The sequence below is a fragment of the Castellaniella hirudinis genome, from assembly GCF_042651965.1.
GTDB classification, from domain to species: Bacteria; Pseudomonadota; Gammaproteobacteria; order Burkholderiales; family Burkholderiaceae_B; genus Castellaniella; species Castellaniella hirudinis.
In genome coordinates this window covers 34,134-53,465 of record NZ_JBHSDY010000007.1, presented here as the reverse complement: position 1 = coordinate 53,465, position 19,332 = coordinate 34,134, and the positions used below count along the sequence as shown (strand labels likewise).

Sequence of the window (19,332 nt, the reverse complement as noted above, 5' to 3'; positions counted from 1 at the left end):
GTTCTCCTCTGGATTCGTCTTCTAGGCCGTCGCCATGCGCACGGCCAATATCAGCAGCAATACGAACACCGCCCCGCTGATCAGGCCCGCCACGATGATGTGTGACGGGCGCAGATGTGACAGGTCCTCTTCGTGGCCGGAGCGCTTGCGCAGCCCCAGGAACGCCCAGGCGACCGTGCGCATCGAGCGCAGGAAGGTGTTGCGTGGTTCGGTCATGATTCGATTCCCCACAGGTTGGCGCGCACAAAGGTCCACACCAGGATGGCGATGGCGAATATGGCCAGGACCCATCCGGTGCGACGATTGCGGCGGCGTTGCTCTGGGGTCATCTCATCCATCTCAGTGGCTGGCCTCGTATTGGGGCGGCGTCACGAAGGTATGGTAGGGCGCGGGCGAGGGCACCGTCCACTCCAGACCTTCGGCGCCTTCCCAGGGGTTGGCCGCCGCCGGGGCGCCGTGACCGCGCGCCGACTTGATCACGATGTAGGCGAACAGCAGTTGCGACAGGCCGAACCAGAAGGCGCCGATCGTGGCGATCTGGTGGAAGTCGGTGAACTGCGCGGAGTAGTCCGCGTAGCGGCGCGGCATGCCGGCCAGACCCAGGAAGTGCATCGGGAAGAAGGTGATGTTGAACGAGATCATCGTCATCCAGAAGTGCCACTTGCCCAGGCGCTCGTCGTACATGGTCCCGGTCCATTTCGGCAGCCAGTAATAGGTGGCGCCGAACAGGGCGAACAGCGATCCGGCCACCAGCACGTAGTGGAAGTGCGCCACCACGTAATAGGTATCCTGGACCTGGATGTCGATCGGGGCGACCGCGACCACCAGGCCGGTGAAGCCGCCGATGGTGAACACGAAGATGAAGCCGATGGCGAACAGCATCGGGGTCTCGAAGGTCATGGCGCCGCGCCACATGGTGGCCGTCCAGTTGAAGACCTTGACCCCGGTGGGGATGGAAATCAGCATCGTGCCGTACATGAAGAACAACTGGGCGGTGACCGGCATGCCGGTGGTGAACATGTGGTGCGCCCACACCAGGAACGACAGGATGGCGATGGCGCAGATGGCGTACACCATCGACGCGTAGCCGAACAGGCGCTTGCGGGCAAAGGTCGGCACGATCTGCGACACCATCCCGAAGGCCGGCAGAATCATGATGTAGACCTCGGGGTGGCCGAAGAACCAGAACACGTGCTGGTACAGCACCGGGTCGCCGCCGCCGGCGGCGTTGAAGAAGTGGGTGCCGAAGTGACGGTCGGTGAGCAGCATCGTGACGGCGGCGGCGAGCACCGGCATCACGGCCAGCAGCAGGTAGGCCGTGACCAGCCAGGACCAGCAGAACAGCGGCATCTTCATCAGGCTCATGCCGGGGGCGCGCATGTTCAGGATGGTGACGATGATGTTGATCGCGCCCATGATGGACGAGGCGCCCAGGATGTGCACGGCGAAGATCGCGAAGTCCATGCCCGGACCCATCTGCAGCGACAGCGGCGCGTACATCGTCCAGCCCGAGGCGTTGGCCCCGCCCGGCACGAAGAACGAGGTCGTCAGCAGGATCGCGCCCACCGGCAGCAGCCAGAAGCTGAAGTTGTTCATCCGCGCGAAAGCCATGTCGGACGCGCCGATCTGCAGCGGGATCATCCAGTTGGCGAAGCCCACGAAGGCGGGCATGATCGCGCCGAAAATCATGATCAGCCCGTGCATGGTGGTGAACTGGTTGAACAGTTCGGGCTGGAAGAACTGGATGCCGGGTTCGAACAGTTCCGTACGCAGCAGCAGGGCCAGCGTACCGCCCTCCAGCAGCATGCAGAACGAGAAGATCAAATACATCGTGCCGATGTCTTTGTGATTCGTGGCGAACACCCAGCGCCGCCAGCCCGTCGGGGCGTGGTGGTGGGCGTGTTCGTCATGCCCGCTGTGGGGCGGAATGTGGTCGACCGTAACGCTGCTCATTGAATGCCTCCTTCCTGGGGCGCGCCGCCTTCCGGGCGGCGCGAGGAAAATTCGTGTGGTTTCGCCGTGTGGGTTGCGGGCCGGTTCAGCGCAGGGCCTTGACGTCCGAGGGCTGGACGACAGGGTCGGGACCCTTGCCGGCGTTGTCCCAGGCGTTGCGCGTATACGTGATGACTGCGGCGATCTGGGTGTCGCTGAGCTGGTCGCGGAAGGCGGCCATTGCGGTGCCCGGATGTCCGTTCAACACGGTTTCGATCTGGCCTTTCATCGGCGCCAGCACGTATTTGGTGTCCCCGTTCAGGGCCGGGAAAGTCCCCGGGATGCCCTGGCCGTTGGCCTGGTGGCAGGCCACACAGGTGGTGGAGAAGACTTCCTTGCCCTTGGCGATCAGTTCGTCCTTGGACCAGGTCTTGTTCGGGTCTTCGGCGGCGGCGGCCATGGCCGTCTTTTGCTCTTCGACCCACTTGGCGTAGTCTTCCTGGGATTTGACCTCGACTACGATCGGCATGTAGGCGTGGTTCTTGCCGCAGAGTTCGGCGCACTGGCCGCGGTAGGTGCCCGGCTTGTCCGCGCGGAACCAGGTGTCGCGCAGGAAGCCCGGGACGGCGTCCTGCTTGACGCCCAGTTCGGGCACCATCCAGGAGTGGATCACGTCGTCGGCCGTCAGCACGACACGGACTTTTTGGTTGACCGGCACCACCATGGGATGGTCGACTTCCATCAGGTAGGTGTTGCCGATGGGCGCCTTGCCGTTGATCTGGTCCTGCGGCGTGGTCAGGTTCGACAGGAAGCGCACCCCCGTCGCCGGTCCGTCGAGGTATTCATACCCCCACTTCCATTGGTAGCCGGTGGCCTTGATGGTCAGGTCGGCGCTGGAGGTGTCCTTCATGGCGACCACGGTACGGGTGGCCGGGATGGCCATGCCGATGATGATCAGAAAGGGGATCACCGTCCAGGTGAGTTCCAGGCCGAGGTGCTCTTCGAACTTGGCGGCTTTGTAGCCTTTGTCTTTGCGGTGGCGGATGATGGAATACAGCATCACGCCGAATACGCCGATGAAAATCAACGTACAGATGATCAACATCATCCAGTGCAGGGAATAGATTTCCCGCGCGATGGGCGTGACCCCGGTGTGGAGGTTGAGCTGGTTGACCCCCGGGCCTCCCGGCATATCCTGAACCTGCGCCCCGGCAACTGTCGCCCACGACAGCGCGATCATGCCCAACGTCCCTCTGACCATCTTCATGTTGTCCCTTTGTTTGGCGTGTATTTCCTAGGGCCGGTTGACCTTCATCAAAGAAAAGCGGGAGAACAACCGGGCCCTGCACACATGGTTGGATCGCCAGACCGTACAATGAACTGCGGGTGCTGTGGCCTGGGTACCCTTATAAACCTGAAGGGATTATAGCCACTGCCCGAGGCTTGTACAGGCGCGCCCCTGCTCCCTTTGTAGGCTTTTCCGGGTTTCCACCAATCCCTCAGCGCGCGTGGATGCGGCTTGTATGCTGCTTGTGCATGCATCCGCCACGATCCGTGCATGCATCCAGCCATGCATACACTACAATGCCCGGATGGATTTTTCTTCAGCGGCCTTTGCCTTGGATGACCTTCAGGCGCGCAATGCGCGCCTGATTCGTCGCGCCCAGCAATTGCCGCCCGCAGGCGCCCGGCCGGCCACCATCGCGGGCCGGGTCGGGGGCTGGATCGGGCCGGCTGCGCAGGCGGCCGTCGCGGGTTTGCCAGGCGTCCACATCGAGCCCGAGGCCGTGCATTTCACGGCTGCGCCCACTGCGCGACTGAACCTCGACGCCGTGCTGCGCGGGGTGGCGCTGGCGTTGCGGGATGCGGGCTGCATCCGCGCCTGGCGGGACGAACTGCTGGATGTCATGGCCGAAGGCCGATCGCTGGCGCGCATCGAGCGCGGCGCCGTGCGGCCTCTAGGCCTGCTGACGCAGGCGGTGCACCTGAATGGCTGGTCGCCGGACGGCCGCTTGTGGGTGGCGCGCCGCGCCTTGAACAAATCCACCGATCCCGGCCTGTGGGATACGCTGTCGGGCGGCCTGGTCGCGGCGGGCGAAGACCCTGAATCCGCGCTGCTGCGCGAAACCTTCGAAGAAGCCGGCCTGCCGGCCGTGGCGCTGGCGGCGCACGGCCCGCTGCGCACGGTGCTGCGCATGCACCGCCGCCTGGACGACGGCTATCAGGTCGAGAACGTGCTGCTCAGCGATTGCGTGCTGGATGCGGGGGCGGCGCCCCGCAATCTGGACGGCGAAGTCCTGGAATTCCGCTGCCTGGCGATGCCCGAGCTGTGGGATATGATCATGCATGGCGCCTTCACGCTGGAAGCCGAGCTGGCCATCCTGGATTCGCTGCGGCACCGTTTGCAGGCCGCGCCCGGCGGGGCGGCGTTCTAATCCAATCATCCCGGCATGGTGCCGGCGGAGGCAATCCATCATGGCGCAAGACTCCACCAATCCTTTCGTGATGCCCGGCTTCGGCCAGCAGGGCGAAGCCGCCCGCAATCCGCTGTTCGCCGGCCTGGACATGATGCGTCAGGCCTGGCAGAACATGGCGGGTGCCGGCGGCCTGGACGCGGCGAAACTGACGCCGATGTCGGTCGAAGAACTCGACCAGCGCATCCGTGAGCTGCAGACGGTGCAGAACTGGCTGCAACTGAACGCCACGATGCTGGCCAACACCATCCAGGGGATGGAAATCCAGCGCAGCACCCTGAGCACGCTCAAGTCCTTCGCCGGGGGCGCCTTCCCGGGTGCGGCGGCGGCCGGTTCCGCCGGCAAGACGGACGAGGCCGGTGCGGACTACGCCCGCGCGGCGGGCGACTGGTGGAATATGGTGCAGCAGCAGTTCGAACAACTGTCGAGCGCGACCGCCGCCGGCCTGCAGGGCATGGCCGAATCGGCCGAGCAGGCCATGGTCCCCGCCAAAAAGCGCGCCCCGGCCCGCAAGAAAACGGCTGCCTCGGCGGCTCGCAAGGCTCCGGCCAAGAAGACTACCCGCCGTTAGTCTTGGCCGGCCTCCCCACGTCGCGTCTTGCAAGGCGCTCCGATTCGTCAGGCACAGGGCAGTCCGCAGGGAATCCTCTGTCCAGCCTTATCCACGTCGCCGCTTGCAAGCGGCTCCGATTCGTCAGGCATGGAATAGCCCGCAGGGGCTACTCCATGTCCAGCCTCATCCACACCTTCTTATGCTGAACATCATCATTCTGGCCGCCGGCCTGGGCAAGCGCATGCAGTCCGATCTGCCCAAAGTCCTGCATCCGATCGCCGGCAAGCCCATGCTGGCCCACGTCCTGGATTCGGCGCGCGCGTTGTCGCCCGACCGGATCGTGGTCGTCACCGGCCACGGGGCCGAACGGGTTCAGGCGGCTTTCGCGGGGCAGGATCTGTGCTTTGCCCTGCAGCAGCCCCAACTGGGCACGGGGCATGCGGTGATGCAGGCCTTGCCCCAGTTGCTGGAAGGCGATGCGGACGACGTCAGCCTGGTGCTGTACGGCGACGTGCCGCTGGTGCGCGCGGACACCTTGCGGGCGCTGTTGCAGGCGCGCGGCCAGGGCCTGGCGCTGCTGACCGAGACCCTGGCGGATCCCGCCGGCTACGGCCGCATCGTGCGCGACGATCAGGGCCGCATCCGCCGCATCGTCGAACACAAGGACGCCGGCCCCGATGAACTGGCCCTGCGCGAGGTCAACACCGGCATTCTGGCTGCGCCCACGGCGGCGCTGCGGGATTGGCTGGGCCGGATCGACAACCGCAACGCCCAGGGCGAATACTATCTGACCGACATCGTCGGCCTGGCTGTGGCGGATGAGGTGCCGGTGTCGCACGCCCAGCCGTCGGCAGGCTGGGAAACGCTGGGCGTCAACAGCCGCGTGCAGCAGGCCCAGCTCGAACGCGTCTGGCAGGGCGAGCAGGCGCGCGTGCTGCTGGAACAAGGCGTCACCCTGGCGGATCCGGCGCGCTTCGACTTGCGCGGTTCGCTCGTCTGCGGGCGCGACGTCTTCATCGACGTGGGCTGCGTCTTCGAAGGCGAGGTCCACCTGGCCGACGGCGTGCGCGTCGGGCCGCATTGCGTGATCCGCGACGCGCGCATCGGTCCTGCTGCCACGCTGGACGCCTACACCCACGTCGAAGGCGCCCGGGTGGCCGAAGGCGCCCGGATCGGCCCCTATGCCCGGCTGCGGCCGGGTGCCGACATCGGCCCGGACGCCCACGTGGGCAATTTCGTCGAACTGAAGAAAACCCGTCTGGGCCGAGGATCCAAGGCCAACCACCTGGCCTACCTGGGCGACGCCGAGATCGGCGAGCGCGTCAACGTCGGCGCGGGCACCATCACCTGCAACTACGATGGCGTCAACAAGTTCCAGACCGTGATCGAGGACGATGCCTTCATCGGCTCGGACACCCAACTGGTCGCGCCCGTGCGGGTCGGCAAGGGCGCCACGCTGGGCGCGGGCACGACCCTGACCAAGGACGCGCCTGCGGGCGAACTGACCCTGTCGCGGGCGCGGCAGCAGTCGGTGGCGGGCTGGAAGCGGCCGACGCGCAAGTCCTGACACCGTCTGGGGCGCCATGCGCATCCTGCATCTGAATCTGGAAAAAGGCTGGCGGGGCGGCGAACGCCAGACCCTGTTCACCTTGCGCGGCCTGCACGAGGGCGGCCACGAGGTCGCCCTGGCGGCGCGCGCGGGCGGTCCTCTGGCCGAACGGGCCGCCGCCGAAGGCATTCCGGTGATGGGCTGCCGGGGGGCTCCGGGGCTGGCGCGCGTGCTGCTGACGCAGGGCTGGCGTTACGACGTGTTGCATGCGCAGACGGCACAGGCCATGAGCCTGCTGGCCGTCCTGCGGCCGCTGCTGCGCGCCGCGCTGGTGTTCACGCGCCGCACCGCGTTTGATGCTCCCGGCGCGGCGGACCGCCACCGCTGGAAGTGGACGCGTGTCGACGCGCTGGTGGCGATCAGCGAGGCCGCCGCCGCGGCGCCCCGGGCGCTGGGCCTGCCCGTCACCGTCATCCCCAGCGCGGTCGAGGCCGTGCCGGCCGATCCGCACGGCGTGGACGAATTGCGGACGCGCTTTGGCCTGGAGGGCCGCCGCGTGCTGGTCACGGCGGCGGCGCTCAGCCCGGAAAAGGACCCGCTGACGCTGATCGATGCGATCGACAGGCTGCGCCGCGACCATCCCGACGTGCTGTGCCTGCATTGCGGCGCGGATGGCGCGGCGGCCGATGCAGCGCGCGCGCGCGTGGCCGAACTGGGACTGGGCGATCACTACCGCTTCGCGGGTTTCCTGTCCCGAGTGGCTGATGCGCTGGCGCTGGCCGAGGCCTACGTCAGCAGTTCGCGCTTCGAGGCCCTGGGCACCAGCGTGCTGGACGCCTGTCTGGCCGGACTGCCGGTGGTTGCGACGGAGGTCGGCGGGCACCGCGAGATCCTGGCCCCGGATCGGGGCCTGCTGGCGCCGGCGGGCGATGCCGCCACGTTGGCGCGCCGTCTGGCCTGGGTGCTGGATCATCCGCAGGCCGCCCGGGACATGGGCGAACGCGCGCGCGAGATGACGGCGCGGGAATACGCCGTGCCCGCCATGGTGGCGCGCTACGAAAGCCTGTATCGCGGGCTGCGGCGGGTGTAGCAGGCCTGCAACCCGCACCCGGTGACGGCCGGCCGCAAAGCCGTGCGGCGGGTTTTACAGCGGCCGCAGCGTTTCGCGGAAAAGCTGCCCGCGTTCGGTGTAGCTGCGGGCGCTGGCCTCCAGGCCGGCGACGTCTTCGTCGCTGAGGGTGCGCACCACCTTGGCCGGTGAGCCCAGGATCAGCGATCGTTCCGGAAAGGTCTTGCCCTCGGTGACCAGCGCGCCTGCGCCGACCAGGCTGTGGCGGCCGATCACGGCGCCGTTCAGGACCACGGCCTGGATGCCGATCAGCGCGCCGTCTTCGATCGTACAGCCGTGCAGCATGGCCTGGTGGCCCACCGTGACGTTGCGACCGACCCGCAGCGGCTTGCCGGGGTCCACGTGCAGCACGGCGCCTTCCTGGATGTTGCTGTTTTCGCCGATGACGATGGGCGCATTGTCGGCGCGGATCACGGCGCCGGGCCAGACGCTGGCGCCGGCCTGCAGCGTGACGGCGCCGATCAGGGTGGCCTCGGTTGCGATAAAGGTGGACGGGTCAGTGTTCGGGACCAGGTCCCCCAGGGCGTAGCAAGTCATCGGACAGTCTCCGGGCGGGGTCTTGTTTCGATGGTAGCACGCCCGTGCCGCCCTATAATCGCGCCATGACGACACGCATCCTCATCGTACGCACGTCCTCGCTCGGGGATCTGGTGCACATGCTGCCCGCCATCAGCGACATCGCCCGGCATGTGCCGGGCGCATTGATCGACTGGCTGGCCGAGGAATCCTTCGCCGACATCCCCTCCTGGCATCCGGCCGTGCACGAAGTCATCCGCGTCGCGCACCGACGCTGGCGCAGGCACTGGTGGGCGACCGATACGCGCCGCGAACGCGCCGCCTTGCGCGCCACCCTGAGCGAGCGCCGCTATGACGTCGTGCTGGACATGCAGGCCCTGATGAAATCGATCTGGCTGGTCCGCCAGGCGCGCGGTGTGCGCCACGGGCTGGACTGGAAATCGGCGCGTGAGCCGCTGGCCTCGCTGTTCTACGACGTGCGCCATCGGGTGGAATTCTGGCAGCCGGCCATCATCCGCCAGCGGACCCTGGCGGCGGCGGCCTTCGGCTACGCGGTCGAAGGCCCGCCGGATTTCGGCCTGCAGGCCCTGACCGACGGGGTGGAGATCGAGCCGGCGGCCCTGATCATGCCCTCGGCCAGCCGCGATGACAAGCTCTGGCCGGAGGCTGACTGGCAGCAGGTCTTCGATGATCTGCAGGGACGCGGCCTGGCGCTGCGCCTGCTGGCCGGCAACGAGGCCGAACAGGCGCGTGCGCGGGAACTGATCCAGGGGCGGTCGGACGCGGTCGTCCTGCCTCGCATGGGATTGCGCCAGGTGGCGGATCAACTGGCCCGGGCGCGCATCATGGTGGGCCTGGACAGCGGCCTGACGCACCTGAGCGCCGGCCTGGGCCGTCCGACCATCGGCATTTACAAGGCCTCGACCCCGGTGCGCACGCCGCTGCAAGGACCGGCCTACACGGCCAGCCTGGGCGAACGCGGCCAGGCGCCCGATGCCGGGCGCGTGCGGGCCGCCATCGCCGAGGCGCTGGACGAGGCCCGTGCCAGTCCGTCCAGGGCGGAAGCCCCGGCCCTCATGGGCGGGGCCTGAGCTTGGTCCACGCGTTGCGCGGCCGGCCGCGCGGGAGCGCATGATGCGTGTACTGTATTCGCTGCTGCTGGTCCTCCTGTCTCCCCTGCTGTTGGGCTGGATGGCCTTGCGCGCCCGCCGCGCCGGAGGCCGCTGGGCGGTGCTGGGCGCGGTGCGGTTCGGCCGCTACGGACGTGCCGAAGGCGAACCCGGCGCCGTCTGGGTCCACGCGGTCAGCCTGGGCGAGACCCGGGCCGCCCATCCGCTGATCCGGGCGCTGCTGGATCGCGGCCATCGGGTGCTGTTGACGCACATGACGGCCACGGGCCGGGCCGAAGGCGCGCGCGTCTATGCGGCGGAACTGGCCGATGGCCGGCTGCGCCAGGACTGGCTGCCGTACGATTTTCCGGGGGCGACGCGCCGTTTCATGCGTCACCACCGTCCGGCGGTCGGGGTGCTGATTGAGCGCGAGGTCTGGCCCAACCTGGTGCATGCCGCCGCGCGCGCCGGCGTGCCGCTGGTGCTGGCCAGCGCCCGCATGTCGGCCGCCTCGCTGCGCAGTACGGTGCGGCTGGGCGCGCTCTTGCGGCCCGCCTATGGTGCGCTGACGCGCACCTATGCCCAGTCGCTGACGGATGCCCGGCGCCTGGAGCAGGCCGGCGCGCGGCAGGTCGCCGTGTCGGGCAATTTCAAGTTCGATCTGCGGCTGGATCATGAGCGGATGAAGCGGGGCGCGGGCTTTGCCGCCCGGCTGGACCGTCGAGTCGTGGTGATTGCCAGCACCCGCGAAGGCGAGGATGCGCCCTTTGTCGAGGCCATCCGCCGCGAGATCGGACAGCGGCGCGCACGCGGCGACGATTCCGGTCCGCCGCTGCTGTTCATGCTGGTGCCGCGTCATCCGCAGCGTTTCGAGGATGCCGCCGGACTGCTGCAGGCCGCCGGCCTGCCGCACGTGCGGCGCAGCCACCTGCTGGAACTGGGGGACGACAGCAGCCCGGCCGTCCAGGCGTGCCGCGATGCGGTCGTGATCCTGGGCGATACGCTGGGCGAGATGGCCTGGTACTACGCCTGCGCCCAGGTGGCGATCGTGGGCGGCAGCTTTGCGCCGCTGGGCGGCCAGAATTTCATCGAGGCCAGCGCCCAGGGGCGGCCGGTGCTGGTGGGGCCGCACACGGAAAACTTCGAACAGGCCGTGGGTGATGCCCTGGCCGCCGGCGCCATCGCCCGGGCGGCCGATCCGGATCAGGCCGTGCGCCAGGCCGTGCGCTGGCTGGATGATCCGGCCGGCCTGCACCGCATGGGCGAGACCGCGCGCGACTGGGTCCGGCAGCATGCCGGGGCAGTGGCGCGCGTGGTGGATGGGGTTGAGGCTTTGTTGCGGCCCTGAGGCTCAGACCGGCGTCAGGCCGTGGTATTTCTGGCCCAGCGCCAGGGTCGCCTGGAAGAAGCCTTCTTTGCTGCCGCAGTCGTAGCGGACCCCGTCGTAGCGGTGGGCCAGCACGCGGCGTTGTTTGAGCAGGTCGGCGATGGCGTCCGTGAGCTGGATTTCCTGGCCGACCCCGGCCCGGGTGCGGCGCAGGTGGTCGAAGATTTCGGGCTCCAGGATGTACCGGCCGACGACGGCCTGGTTCGAGGGCGCGTCCTGCGGTGCGGGTTTTTCCACGATGCGCTCGACCCGTGTGTTGCGCGCGTCGACGGCCGTGCCGGCAATCATGCCGTATTTGCGTGAATCGACCGGGTCGATGGTCTGGATGGCGAGCACGCTGCCGTTGTGCTGATGCGCCGCGTCCACCAGTTGGCGCGTGACGGAGGTGTCGGCGTCCAGCAGGTCGTCGGCCAGCAGCACGGCAAAGGGCTCGTTGCCGACGATGGGCTCGGCGCACAGCACGGCATGGCCCAGGCCCAGCGGCTGGGCCTGGCGGGTATAGATGCAGTGGACGTGCGGCGGCAGCACGGTGCGGACCGTGTCCAGCAGCGCCTGCTTGCCCTTGGCTTCCAGTTCGGCTTCCAGTTCGGGCATGCGGTCGAAGTGGTCCTCGATGGCCCGCTTGTGGCGGCCCGTGACGAAGATCAGTTCCGTGATGCCTGCCGCCAGGGCCTCTTCGACGGCGTACTGGATCAGGGGCTTGTCGATGACCGGCAGCATTTCCTTGGGCATGGCCTTGGTGGCCGGCAGGAAACGGGTGCCCAGGCCCGCGACGGGGAAGACGGCTTTGCGGATCGGTTTCATCAGGGGGTGGCGGCGGGAGGAATGGGCGCGCCCAGCGTCAGCATCTGCTGGTTGCGTTGCGACAGCGGCCGGGGGGTGCGCCCCTGTTCGGCCGGCGGCGGGCCGAAGAAGCCCTGGCCGTAGGCCAGCAGCGCCAGATTGGCGATGACGGCGAGAATCAGCAGGAAACGCATGCGTCAGCCTGGATGGAAAAAGGGATATCCGCCAGTATATCAGCGGGGTTCGGATATCCCGACGGCGCTCAGGCCGTTCGCAGCGCGGCCCACGCTTGCGCGAAGGCCTGCGCGTCCTCCTGGACGGCCGGCGCGCTTTTGCCGGGCTTGTACAGCGACGAGCCGATCCCGAACCCCGTGGCGCCCGCCTGGACCCAGGGGGCCATCGTGCCGGCGGCGATACCCCCTACGGGGAACAGGTCGCAACCCTGGGGCAGCACGGCCAGCAGCGCCTTGACGACGGCGGGTGAGGCTTGCTCGGCGGGGAACAGCTTCAGGCCGTGCGCCCCATGCGCCAGTGCGCTGAAGGCCTCGGTCGGCGTCAGGATGCCGGGCAGGCTGATCAGGCCCAGCCTGACGGTCTCGTCGATCACCGCGGGATCGGCATTGGGCGAGATGATCAGTTGCCCGCCGGCGGCGTGCACGTCGCGAACCTGCGCCGGGGTGAGCACGGTGCCGGCGCCTACCAGGACGTCGGGAAAGGCGGTGCGCAGGGCCGTGATGCTGGCGAGCGGATCGGGGGAGTTCAGCGGCACTTCCCAGAGCAGGAAGCCGGCGTCGTGCAGCGACTGGCCGATGGTGACGGCCTCGGCCGGCCGGAGACCGCGCAGGATGGCGATCAGCGGCAGGCGGGCCTTGAGTTCGGCATAGCGTTGATGCAGGGGGGGCGGGGTGTTCATGCGGCGGTCTCCGTCAAATGTGTTTGGACGGCCTGGTGGCCGGCCCAGGTGGCCTCGTCGCCGAAGACGACCGTGTCGCAGGACAACTGCGCCAGGGCCAGACGGTAGCGCAGGGCCAGCGCGTCATTGCCGATCAGCGCGACCGTGTCCCCGGGGGCGGGCCGCATGTCGCGCAGTTCCTGGCCGATCAGCAGGCCCGAGAGATAGCTGGACGACCGGGCGGGATCCAGCGTGTCGAACAGGCTGAGCGCGCGCACGCCGAACAGCAGGTGGCCGAGCGCTTCGTCCCGCAGGCCGCGTTGCACGCCCTGCACGAAAGCGGTTTCGTTCAGGGACGCCTGGACGTCCGTGGTCCGGCTCAGGATGGAATGACGGGTGAGCAGGGCGAACAGCTCGCCCGTCATGAAGGTCTTGAAGCGGGTGATCACGCCGTCCTGCACCTGTACCCATTTGCTGTGCGTGCCGGGCAGCACCAGCAGGCCGTCGCGCCGCTGCATGAGCCGCAGCGCGCCGAAGACCTGGATCTCCTCGCCGCGCATCACATCGGGGACGCCGGCGACGGTGTCCACACCGCCGAGCGGCGCCACGCTCATGCCGGGCACGATGGCGATGGGCACGCCGCCCACGGCGGGCAGCCATGCGAGGTTGCGGCACAGGGCATCGAAGCCGGCGGGGCAGGGGCAGTAGGGCGCCTCTTGCCAGCCCTGGCGGCTGCCGATCATGCCCGAGAGCAGGCACAGTGCGGGCGCCTGCTCCAGCCAGTCGCCGAAATGCTGTTCGAAGGCGGAGGCGAAACCGTCCGGCGCCACGTGCAGGATGCCATGCGGCAGCGCGCGCCGTGCGACGATCCGGCCGTGCGCGCCGATCAGCACGCCGCGCAACGAGGTGGTGCCCCAGTCGATGGCGAGCAGGCGGGGGTGGGCGTCCTGCGGGCCGCGCGGAGGCGGCGTCGGGATGTCGTGCACGGGCGGGTCCGCGGGTCAGTCAGAGCCTTACAGCGGCTTGTAGGCCGTCACGTCGATCTCGACCTTGGCGTCGATCATCAGGCGCGATTCCACCGTAGAGCGGGCGGGGCGGTGATCGCCGAAGCATTCCATGTACACGCGGTTGAAGCTGCCGAAGTCGCGCGCATCATCGAGCCATACATTGACCTTGGCGACGTCCTGCAGGGTGCAGCCTGCCAGCGCCAGCGCGGCTTCCAGGCGCTGGAACACCTGGCGGGTCTGCGCCTCGATGCCGCCGGGCACGACCTGGCCCTGGTCGTCGGTGGGCACGGTGCCCGACACGAAGACGAAATCGCCCGCGCGCACGGCGGGCGAGAGCGGGCGCGACTGGCGATCGGATGCGATGGGGGACTGGCCTAGGGTAATTACCGGCATGACATAAGCTCCTGAATGTAAGAACATTACATAAACAAAGCACGAAAAACGCTTTTTTAAATGATAGAACGGTTTTTCGTGGTTGTGGATGTAATTTATTTTCCTAAATTATTTTCCTAAACCGTCTGACTCGATGGAAGGCGACAGCCCATGAACGCATACCCCCTGTTTCCGCAAATGACGCGTCGTCGTCTGTTGGTCTCCGCCCTGCTGGCGGCCGGCTGTATGAGCCTCCCCCTGGAATCCGTTCGCGCGCAGGCGAGCGTCAGGGGCGGTTCCGCCAACCTCGCCATGATCGGCGAGTTGCAGAGCCTGGATCCGATGACCACGCCGACCGATCTGGTGGGCACGGTGATGCAGCACGTCTACGAGCCGCTCTACACCTTCGATGGGCAGTGGAACATCCAGCCCATGCTGGCCGATGCCATGCCCGCGATCTCGGCCGACGGCAAGACCTATACCATCGCGCTGCGCCAGGGCGTGAAGTTCCACAACGGCAAGGGCATGAGCGCCGACGACGTGGTGGCCTCGCTGCAACGCTGGATGGCGGTGTCCGCGCGCGGCAAGGCCGTGGGGCAGGTCGTGGCCGGCATCGCCGCCCAGGGGCCGCTGACGGTGGAAATCCAGCTCAAGACCATTTACGCGCCGCTGCTGGCGCACCTGGCCATGCCCAGCGGCATGGCCGGCATCATGCCCAAGGAAGCCATCGCCAATCCGCTGACGGACATCGTCGGCACCGGGCCCTACAAGCTCAAGGAACGCAAGCCCGACCAGTACACGGTGTTCGCGCGTTTCGACGAGTATGCGGCGCGCAGCGAGCCCGCCAGCGGTTACGCCGGCAAGCGCGAGGCGTTGCTCGATGAGCTGCGCTTCGTGCCGGTGCCCAATGCGACGACGCGCCTGGAAGGCGCGCTCGCCGGCCAGTTCCATTACGCCGACCTGTTGCAGGTCGAGTCGATAGGCCGCCTGGAAAAGGCCGGGCCTGACGTGGTGCCGATCCTGACGCAGGACTTCGGTTTCCCCTACATCGTGTTCAACACCAAGGAAGGCGTGCTGGCCAGCCAGCCGATGCGCCAGGCGGTGCAGACCGCCATGGGCGAGGCCGAGATGCTGATGGCCGGTTTCGGCGACCCGCGTTTCTTCACCGCCGAGCCCAATTTCTTCCCCAAGGGCACGCCCTTCTACTCCGACGCGGGCGCGGCGCTCTACAACCAGAAGAATCCGAAGCTGGCCAAGTCCCAGGCCGGCAAGGCCGGCTACAAGGACGAGCCCGTCCGGATCATGGTCAGCCGCCAGTACGAATTCCACTACAACATGGCGCTGGTGATGGCAGAGCACCTCAAGCGCGCCGGCTTCAAGACCGACCTGATGGTGGTGGACTGGGCGACGCTGGTGCAGCGCCGCAACGATCCCAAGCTGTGGGACATCTACGTCACGCACTCGGGTCTGTTCCCCGAGCCCATGCTGTCGCCGCCGCAACTGGGTGAAGGCGCGCCCGGCTGGTGGGAGACCGACACCAAGAAAGCGGCGCTGGCGACCTTCAACGGCGAGCCGGACGTGGCCAAGCGCGGTCCGCTGTGGGGCCAGGTGCAGGAACTGGTTTATCAAGAGGTGCCGTTCGTGGAGGTGGGCCGCTTCAATGGCCTGTCGGCGCGCTCGGCCAAGCTGCAGGGTTATACGCCGGCCACCTGGCCGTTCTTCTGGAACACTTCACTCGCCCAATAGGCGGGCCGGAGCGCTCCGATGCTGAGTTTCCTGATCAGGCGCCTGGGCGGCGCGGTGCTGGTGCTGGCCATCGTCGCCGTGCTGGTCTTCCTGCTGACGCGCCTGGCCTCGGGCGATCCGGTGGCGCTGCTGCTGGGCGACCAGGCCACGGCCGCCGACATCGCTGCCGCGCGCGTGCAGTATGGGCTGGACCAGCCGCTTTTCACGCAGTTCGTGCTGTGGATCGGTCAGGTGCTGCGCGGCAATCTGGGGCAGTCGATTTTCCTGCAGATGCCGGTCTTGCATGCGCTGGCCGAGCGGGCCGAACCGACCGCGTTCCTCGCCCTGTTCTCGGTGGCGATCGCGGCCGGCATCGGCGTGCCCTGCGGCATGGCGGCCGCCGTCTGGCGCGGCAGCCGGGGCGACCAGATCGTCAGCACCGTGGCCATGCTGGGCGCCAGCATTCCCAGCTTCTGGTTCGGCCTGATCCTGATCCAGGTTTTTGCCGTGCACCTGGGCTGGTTCCCGGCCTCGGGCTATGGCGATCCGGGGGCGCCGATGGGCGACCGCGTCCAGCACCTGCTGCTGCCGTCCATCGTGTTGGGCGTGCTCAATTCGGCGCTGGTGATCCGCTTTACGCGCGCCTCGGTGCTCGACATCCTGGGCGAGGATTATGTGCGCACCGCGCGCGCCAAGGGCCTGGCCGAAAGCGTGGTGCTCATCAAGCACGTGCTGCGCAATGCGCTGGTGCCCATCGTCACCGTGCTGGGGCTGACCCTGGCGCTGATGATCGGCGGCACCGTGGTGACCGAGACGGTGTTCAATCTGCCCGGTGTGGGCAATCTGGTGGTGCGCGCGGTGCTGCGCCGCGATTACCCCGTGATCCAGGGCACCTTGCTGGTGATCGCCGCGATCTATGTGTTCATCAACCTGGCGATCGACCTGCTCTATACCGTGGTCGACCCCCGCATCCGTCTGGGGGGCTCGTCATGAGCGCGTCGTCTTCCTCCGTCCAGCGCGTCCCGCCCGCCCGCGCGCGGGCAGGCAAGCCGCGCGCGCCCTGGGTGAAGGCCCTGCGGCGGCTGTTCGCCCGCCGGGTCGTGCTGGTCTCCGCCCTCGTCCTGCTGCTGACGGTCGTCGTGGCGGTGTTCTACCCGATGCTGACCGACGCCGACCCCGGCGACATGAACCTCGCCATGCGGCTGCATGCGCCTTCGTGGGCGTATTGGGCCGGCAACGACGAACTGGGCCGCGACGTGATGCTGCGCATCATCCACGGCGCTCGCTATTCGCTGATGATCGGCTTCTTCACGGCGCTGGGCGCGGTGGTGCTGGGCACGGCGCTGGGGATGCTGGCAGGGTACTTCCGCCGGCTGGACGCGCCGTTGATGCGCCTGGTGGACGCCATGATGGCGTTTCCCGACATCCTGCTGGGCATCGCCCTGGTGGCGATCCTGGGGGCTTCTCTGTGGAACGTGATTCTGGCGCTGGTCATCGTCTACACGCCGCGTGTGGTGCGTGTGGTGCGCGCCTCCACCCTGGTGCTGCGCGAGCTGCTGTTCGTCGACGCCGCCAGGGCGCTGGGCGTGAGAACACCGATGATTCTGTGGCGCCACATCCTGCCCAATCTGCTCTCGCCGGTGCTGGTGCAGGTGACCTTCATCTTCGCCTACGCGATTCTGGCCGAGGCGGGGCTGTCCTTTCTGGGCGTGGGCGTGCCGCCCGAGATCCCCACCTGGGGCACTATGATCACCGGCAGTCTGCAATATGCCGACCAGGCGTTCTGGACCATCCTCGCGCCCGGCATCGCCATCGTGCTTACTGCCTTGTCGCTGCAGTTGCTGGGCGACGGCGTGCGCGATCTGTTCGACCCCAAACTGAAGCAGAAATCATGACGGCTCACGAGTCTGTTCCCTCGCAGGCCGCTCCCCGGCTCGACGTGCGCGCGCTGTCCACCTCCTTCGCCACCGAGGACGGGCGCATCCAGAGCGTGGCGGACGTCAGCTTCCGGCTCATGCCGGGCCAGACGCTGGCGCTGGTGGGCGAATCCGGTTCGGGGAAATCGGTCACCAGCCTGTCGCTGATGGGGCTGCATGCCAAGACCTCGCATGCCCGGATCGAGGGCGAGGCGCATTTCGTGCTGCGCGACGGCCGCAGCGTCGATCTCCTGCGGCTCGACCAGAAGGCGCTGCGCGGCTTGCGCGGCAACGAACTGGCCATGATCTTCCAGGAGCCCATGACCAGCCTGAATCCGGTGCTGACGGTGGGCGAGCAGATCGCCGAGTCGGTGCGCCTGCACATGGGGTTGGACAAGACCGGCGCCCTGGCCCATGCCCGGCGCATGCTGGAGCTGGTGGAGATCCCCGCGGCCGCGCAGCGCGTGATGATCGCGCTGGCCATGGCCTGCAATCCGACCCTGCTGATCGCCGACGAGCCCACGACGGCGCTGGACGTCACCATCCAGGCGCAGATCCTGTCGTTGATGGGGCGGCTGCAGCAGGAGACGGGCATGAGCGTCCTGTTCATCACGCACAATCTGGGTGTGGTGGCGCAATACGCCGATGCGATCGCCGTGATGTACGCGGGCCGCATCGTCGAGACCGCCGGCGTGCACGACCTGTTCGCCGCGCCGCGCCATCCTTATACCCAGGGCTTGCTGGGCTGCCTGCCGGGTGTGGCGCGCAAGCGCGAACGGCAGGCAGGCGCCGGGGTGCTGCGCCGCCGGCTGGACGCCATCCCGGGACAGGTGTCCAGTCCGCTGGCGCCGCCGCCCGGCTGCGCCTTTGCGCCGCGCTGCAGCCGGCGTCTGGACGCCTGTGACGCGGCGATGCCGGCCCTGGAGGTGATCAACGCGGACCGCTGGCCTCTGCGCCAGGTGCGCTGCATTCGCGCGGGAGAAACGGCATGACGCAAACCCCGGCATCCGCAGCGCCTTTGCTGCGCATCCAGAACCTGAGCAAGCAGTTCGGCGTCGGCCCCGGCGCGGTGCGCGCGGTGCAGAACGTGTCGTTCGACATCCTGCCCGGAGAAACGCTGGGCCTGGTGGGGGAATCGGGCTCGGGCAAGAGCACGATCGGCCGCATGCTGACCCGCCTGATCGAGCCGACCGACGGCAGCCTGCTCTACCGGTACGAGACGCGCGAGGTCGATCTGGCGCGGCTGAGCCAGGGCGCCTTGCGCCCGCTGCGCGCGGATATCCAGATCATCTTCCAGGACCCCTATGCCAGTCTGAACCCGCGCATGCGCATCCGCGACGTGCTGGGCGAGGCGCTGTCCACCCACGGCCTGGCGCCGGGCGCGGCGCGGCAAAAGCGCATCGATGAACTGCTGGAACAGGTCGGCCTGCGGCCCGAGCACGCAGAACGCTTTCCGCATGAGTTTTCCGGCGGGCAGCGCCAGCGCATCGGGATTGCGCGCGCCCTGGCGGTGGAGCCCCGCTTCATCGTCGCCGACGAACCGCTGTCGGCGCTCGATGTGTCCATCCAGGCCCAGGTGGTCAATCTGTTGGGCGAACTGAAAGAGCGCCTGAACCTGACGCTGCTGTTCATTTCGCACGATCTGGATGTGGTGGAATACCTGTGCGACCGCGTAGTGGTACTGTATCTGGGCCGCGTGATCGAGGTCGCTCCGACGGAAGCCTTGTACGCCCGGCCGCGTCACCCCTATACACAGGCTTTGCTGGCGGCGGCGCCCATTCCCGATCCGGCGCAACGCCGCGAAATCCCTTTGCTGTCGGGCGATCTGCCCAGCCCCAAGAACCCGCCCAGCGGGTGCGTGTTCCGCACCCGCTGCCCGCTGGCGGAAAGCCGGTGCGCCCAGGCCGACATGCAGTTGCGCGTCGTGGGCGAGGGGCATCTGCAGGCTTGCTGGAAGGCGCAATAAACGCACGCAACACGTCATACGC

21 protein-coding genes are annotated in these 19,332 nt (G+C 68.0%); 11 read left to right on the top strand and 10 right to left on the bottom strand.

The annotated features are described in order from the left end of the window. Positions 1 to 21: 21 nt before the first annotated feature. From ACFO0J_RS11905 to coxB, 4 genes are all read right to left on the bottom strand, one after another. Positions 22 to 216 (bottom strand): DUF2970 domain-containing protein, encoded by a 195-nt coding sequence (locus ACFO0J_RS11905; RefSeq protein ID WP_376813308.1) that lies wholly within the window; start codon positions 214 to 216, stop codon positions 22 to 24. After that, positions 213 to 329 carry a cytochrome oxidase small assembly protein gene (locus tag ACFO0J_RS11900; protein WP_376813307.1) on the bottom strand — a complete coding sequence of 39 codons (117 nt, stop codon included), beginning with the start codon at positions 327 to 329 and terminating at the stop codon, positions 213 to 215. The genes ACFO0J_RS11905 and ACFO0J_RS11900 overlap by 4 nt, the downstream gene beginning before the upstream one ends. Before the next feature lie 10 nt (positions 330 to 339). Beyond that, on the bottom strand, positions 340 to 1,953 hold the full coding sequence (ctaD, locus tag ACFO0J_RS11895) for a cytochrome c oxidase subunit I (RefSeq protein WP_376813306.1): 1,614 nt from the start codon (positions 1,951 to 1,953) through the stop codon (positions 340 to 342). A gap of 85 nt (positions 1,954 to 2,038) precedes the next feature. Continuing rightward, positions 2,039 to 3,199, bottom strand: a complete 1,161-nt coding sequence (gene coxB, locus ACFO0J_RS11890; RefSeq protein WP_376813305.1) for a cytochrome c oxidase subunit II — start codon at positions 3,197 to 3,199, stop codon at positions 2,039 to 2,041. 352 nt (positions 3,200 to 3,551) lie between these two features. Here coxB and ACFO0J_RS11885 point away from each other — a divergent pair, with 352 nt between their 5' ends. From ACFO0J_RS11885 to ACFO0J_RS11870, 4 genes are all read left to right on the top strand, one after another. Then, positions 3,552 to 4,367: an NUDIX hydrolase gene (locus ACFO0J_RS11885; protein ID WP_376813304.1), complete on the top strand. Its 816-nt coding sequence runs from the start codon at positions 3,552 to 3,554 to the stop codon at positions 4,365 to 4,367. Between the two features lie 40 nt (positions 4,368 to 4,407). Further along, the gene (locus tag ACFO0J_RS11880) at positions 4,408 to 4,977 is read left to right on the top strand and encodes a PhaM family polyhydroxyalkanoate granule multifunctional regulatory protein (protein WP_376813303.1); all 570 of its coding nucleotides are present in this window, start codon (positions 4,408 to 4,410) and stop codon (positions 4,975 to 4,977) included. A gap of 181 nt (positions 4,978 to 5,158) precedes the next feature. Then, positions 5,159 to 6,526 (top strand): bifunctional UDP-N-acetylglucosamine diphosphorylase/glucosamine-1-phosphate N-acetyltransferase GlmU, encoded by a 1,368-nt coding sequence (glmU, locus tag ACFO0J_RS11875; protein ID WP_376813302.1) that lies wholly within the window; start codon positions 5,159 to 5,161, stop codon positions 6,524 to 6,526. Positions 6,527 to 6,542: 16 nt separating this feature from the next. Then, positions 6,543 to 7,598, top strand: coding sequence for a glycosyltransferase family 4 protein (locus ACFO0J_RS11870; protein ID WP_376813301.1), 1,056 nt, complete (start codon positions 6,543 to 6,545; stop codon positions 7,596 to 7,598). A 54-nt stretch (positions 7,599 to 7,652) separates the two neighbouring features. On the opposite strand, the gene ACFO0J_RS11865 is transcribed toward ACFO0J_RS11870, so the two are convergent. Continuing rightward, positions 7,653 to 8,174, bottom strand: a complete 522-nt coding sequence (locus tag ACFO0J_RS11865; protein ID WP_376813300.1) for a gamma carbonic anhydrase family protein — start codon at positions 8,172 to 8,174, stop codon at positions 7,653 to 7,655. Between the two features lie 65 nt (positions 8,175 to 8,239). Here ACFO0J_RS11865 and waaC point away from each other — a divergent pair, with 65 nt between their 5' ends. Together waaC and ACFO0J_RS11855 are read left to right on the top strand one after the other, a co-directional pair. Continuing rightward, complete coding sequence (gene waaC / locus ACFO0J_RS11860; protein ID WP_376813299.1) at positions 8,240 to 9,244, top strand: lipopolysaccharide heptosyltransferase I; 1,005 nt, start codon at positions 8,240 to 8,242, stop codon at positions 9,242 to 9,244. 40 nt (positions 9,245 to 9,284) lie between these two features. Next, positions 9,285 to 10,610 (top strand): 3-deoxy-D-manno-octulosonic acid transferase, encoded by a 1,326-nt coding sequence (locus tag ACFO0J_RS11855; RefSeq protein ID WP_376813298.1) that lies wholly within the window; start codon positions 9,285 to 9,287, stop codon positions 10,608 to 10,610. Positions 10,611 to 10,613: 3 nt separating this feature from the next. Here the strand turns inward: ACFO0J_RS11855 and galU are convergent, their stop codons facing one another. The 5 genes from galU to ACFO0J_RS11830 form a co-directional block, all read right to left on the bottom strand. Next, positions 10,614 to 11,453, bottom strand: coding sequence for a UTP--glucose-1-phosphate uridylyltransferase GalU (gene galU, locus ACFO0J_RS11850; RefSeq protein WP_376813297.1), 840 nt, complete (start codon positions 11,451 to 11,453; stop codon positions 10,614 to 10,616). Then, positions 11,453 to 11,626: a hypothetical protein gene (locus ACFO0J_RS11845; RefSeq protein WP_376813296.1), complete on the bottom strand. Its 174-nt coding sequence runs from the start codon at positions 11,624 to 11,626 to the stop codon at positions 11,453 to 11,455. The genes galU and ACFO0J_RS11845 overlap by 1 nt, the downstream gene beginning before the upstream one ends. A 68-nt stretch (positions 11,627 to 11,694) precedes the next feature. Beyond that, positions 11,695 to 12,345 carry a 2-dehydro-3-deoxy-6-phosphogalactonate aldolase gene (locus tag ACFO0J_RS11840; protein WP_376813295.1) on the bottom strand — a complete coding sequence of 217 codons (651 nt, stop codon included), beginning with the start codon at positions 12,343 to 12,345 and terminating at the stop codon, positions 11,695 to 11,697. Further along, on the bottom strand, positions 12,342 to 13,310 hold the full coding sequence (locus ACFO0J_RS11835) for a 2-dehydro-3-deoxygalactonokinase (protein WP_376813294.1): 969 nt from the start codon (positions 13,308 to 13,310) through the stop codon (positions 12,342 to 12,344). Before ACFO0J_RS11835 ends, ACFO0J_RS11840 begins: the two co-directional genes overlap by 4 nt. 27 nt (positions 13,311 to 13,337) lie before the next feature. Further along, a complete protein-coding gene (locus ACFO0J_RS11830; protein ID WP_376813293.1) occupies positions 13,338 to 13,724 on the bottom strand; it encodes a RidA family protein in 387 nt (128 codons plus the stop codon). A gap of 150 nt (positions 13,725 to 13,874) precedes the next feature. On the opposite strand from ACFO0J_RS11830, the gene ACFO0J_RS11825 reads away from it, so the two are divergent. From ACFO0J_RS11825 to ACFO0J_RS11805, 5 genes are read left to right on the top strand one after another with little or no spacing between them, the layout of a single operon-like run. Further along, complete coding sequence (locus ACFO0J_RS11825) at positions 13,875 to 15,449, top strand: ABC transporter substrate-binding protein (protein WP_376813292.1); 1,575 nt, start codon at positions 13,875 to 13,877, stop codon at positions 15,447 to 15,449. Positions 15,450 to 15,467: 18 nt separating this feature from the next. Further along, positions 15,468 to 16,421, top strand: a complete 954-nt coding sequence (locus ACFO0J_RS11820) for an ABC transporter permease (protein WP_376813291.1) — start codon at positions 15,468 to 15,470, stop codon at positions 16,419 to 16,421. Continuing rightward, positions 16,418 to 17,323 (top strand): ABC transporter permease, encoded by a 906-nt coding sequence (locus tag ACFO0J_RS11815; protein ID WP_376813290.1) that lies wholly within the window; start codon positions 16,418 to 16,420, stop codon positions 17,321 to 17,323. Before ACFO0J_RS11820 ends, ACFO0J_RS11815 begins: the two co-directional genes overlap by 4 nt. Then, positions 17,320 to 18,336: an ABC transporter ATP-binding protein gene (locus ACFO0J_RS11810; RefSeq protein WP_376813289.1), complete on the top strand. Its 1,017-nt coding sequence runs from the start codon at positions 17,320 to 17,322 to the stop codon at positions 18,334 to 18,336. Before ACFO0J_RS11815 ends, ACFO0J_RS11810 begins: the two co-directional genes overlap by 4 nt. Then, complete coding sequence (locus ACFO0J_RS11805) at positions 18,333 to 19,310, top strand: ABC transporter ATP-binding protein (RefSeq protein WP_376813288.1); 978 nt, start codon at positions 18,333 to 18,335, stop codon at positions 19,308 to 19,310. Before ACFO0J_RS11810 ends, ACFO0J_RS11805 begins: the two co-directional genes overlap by 4 nt. Positions 19,311 to 19,332 lie beyond the last annotated feature (22 nt).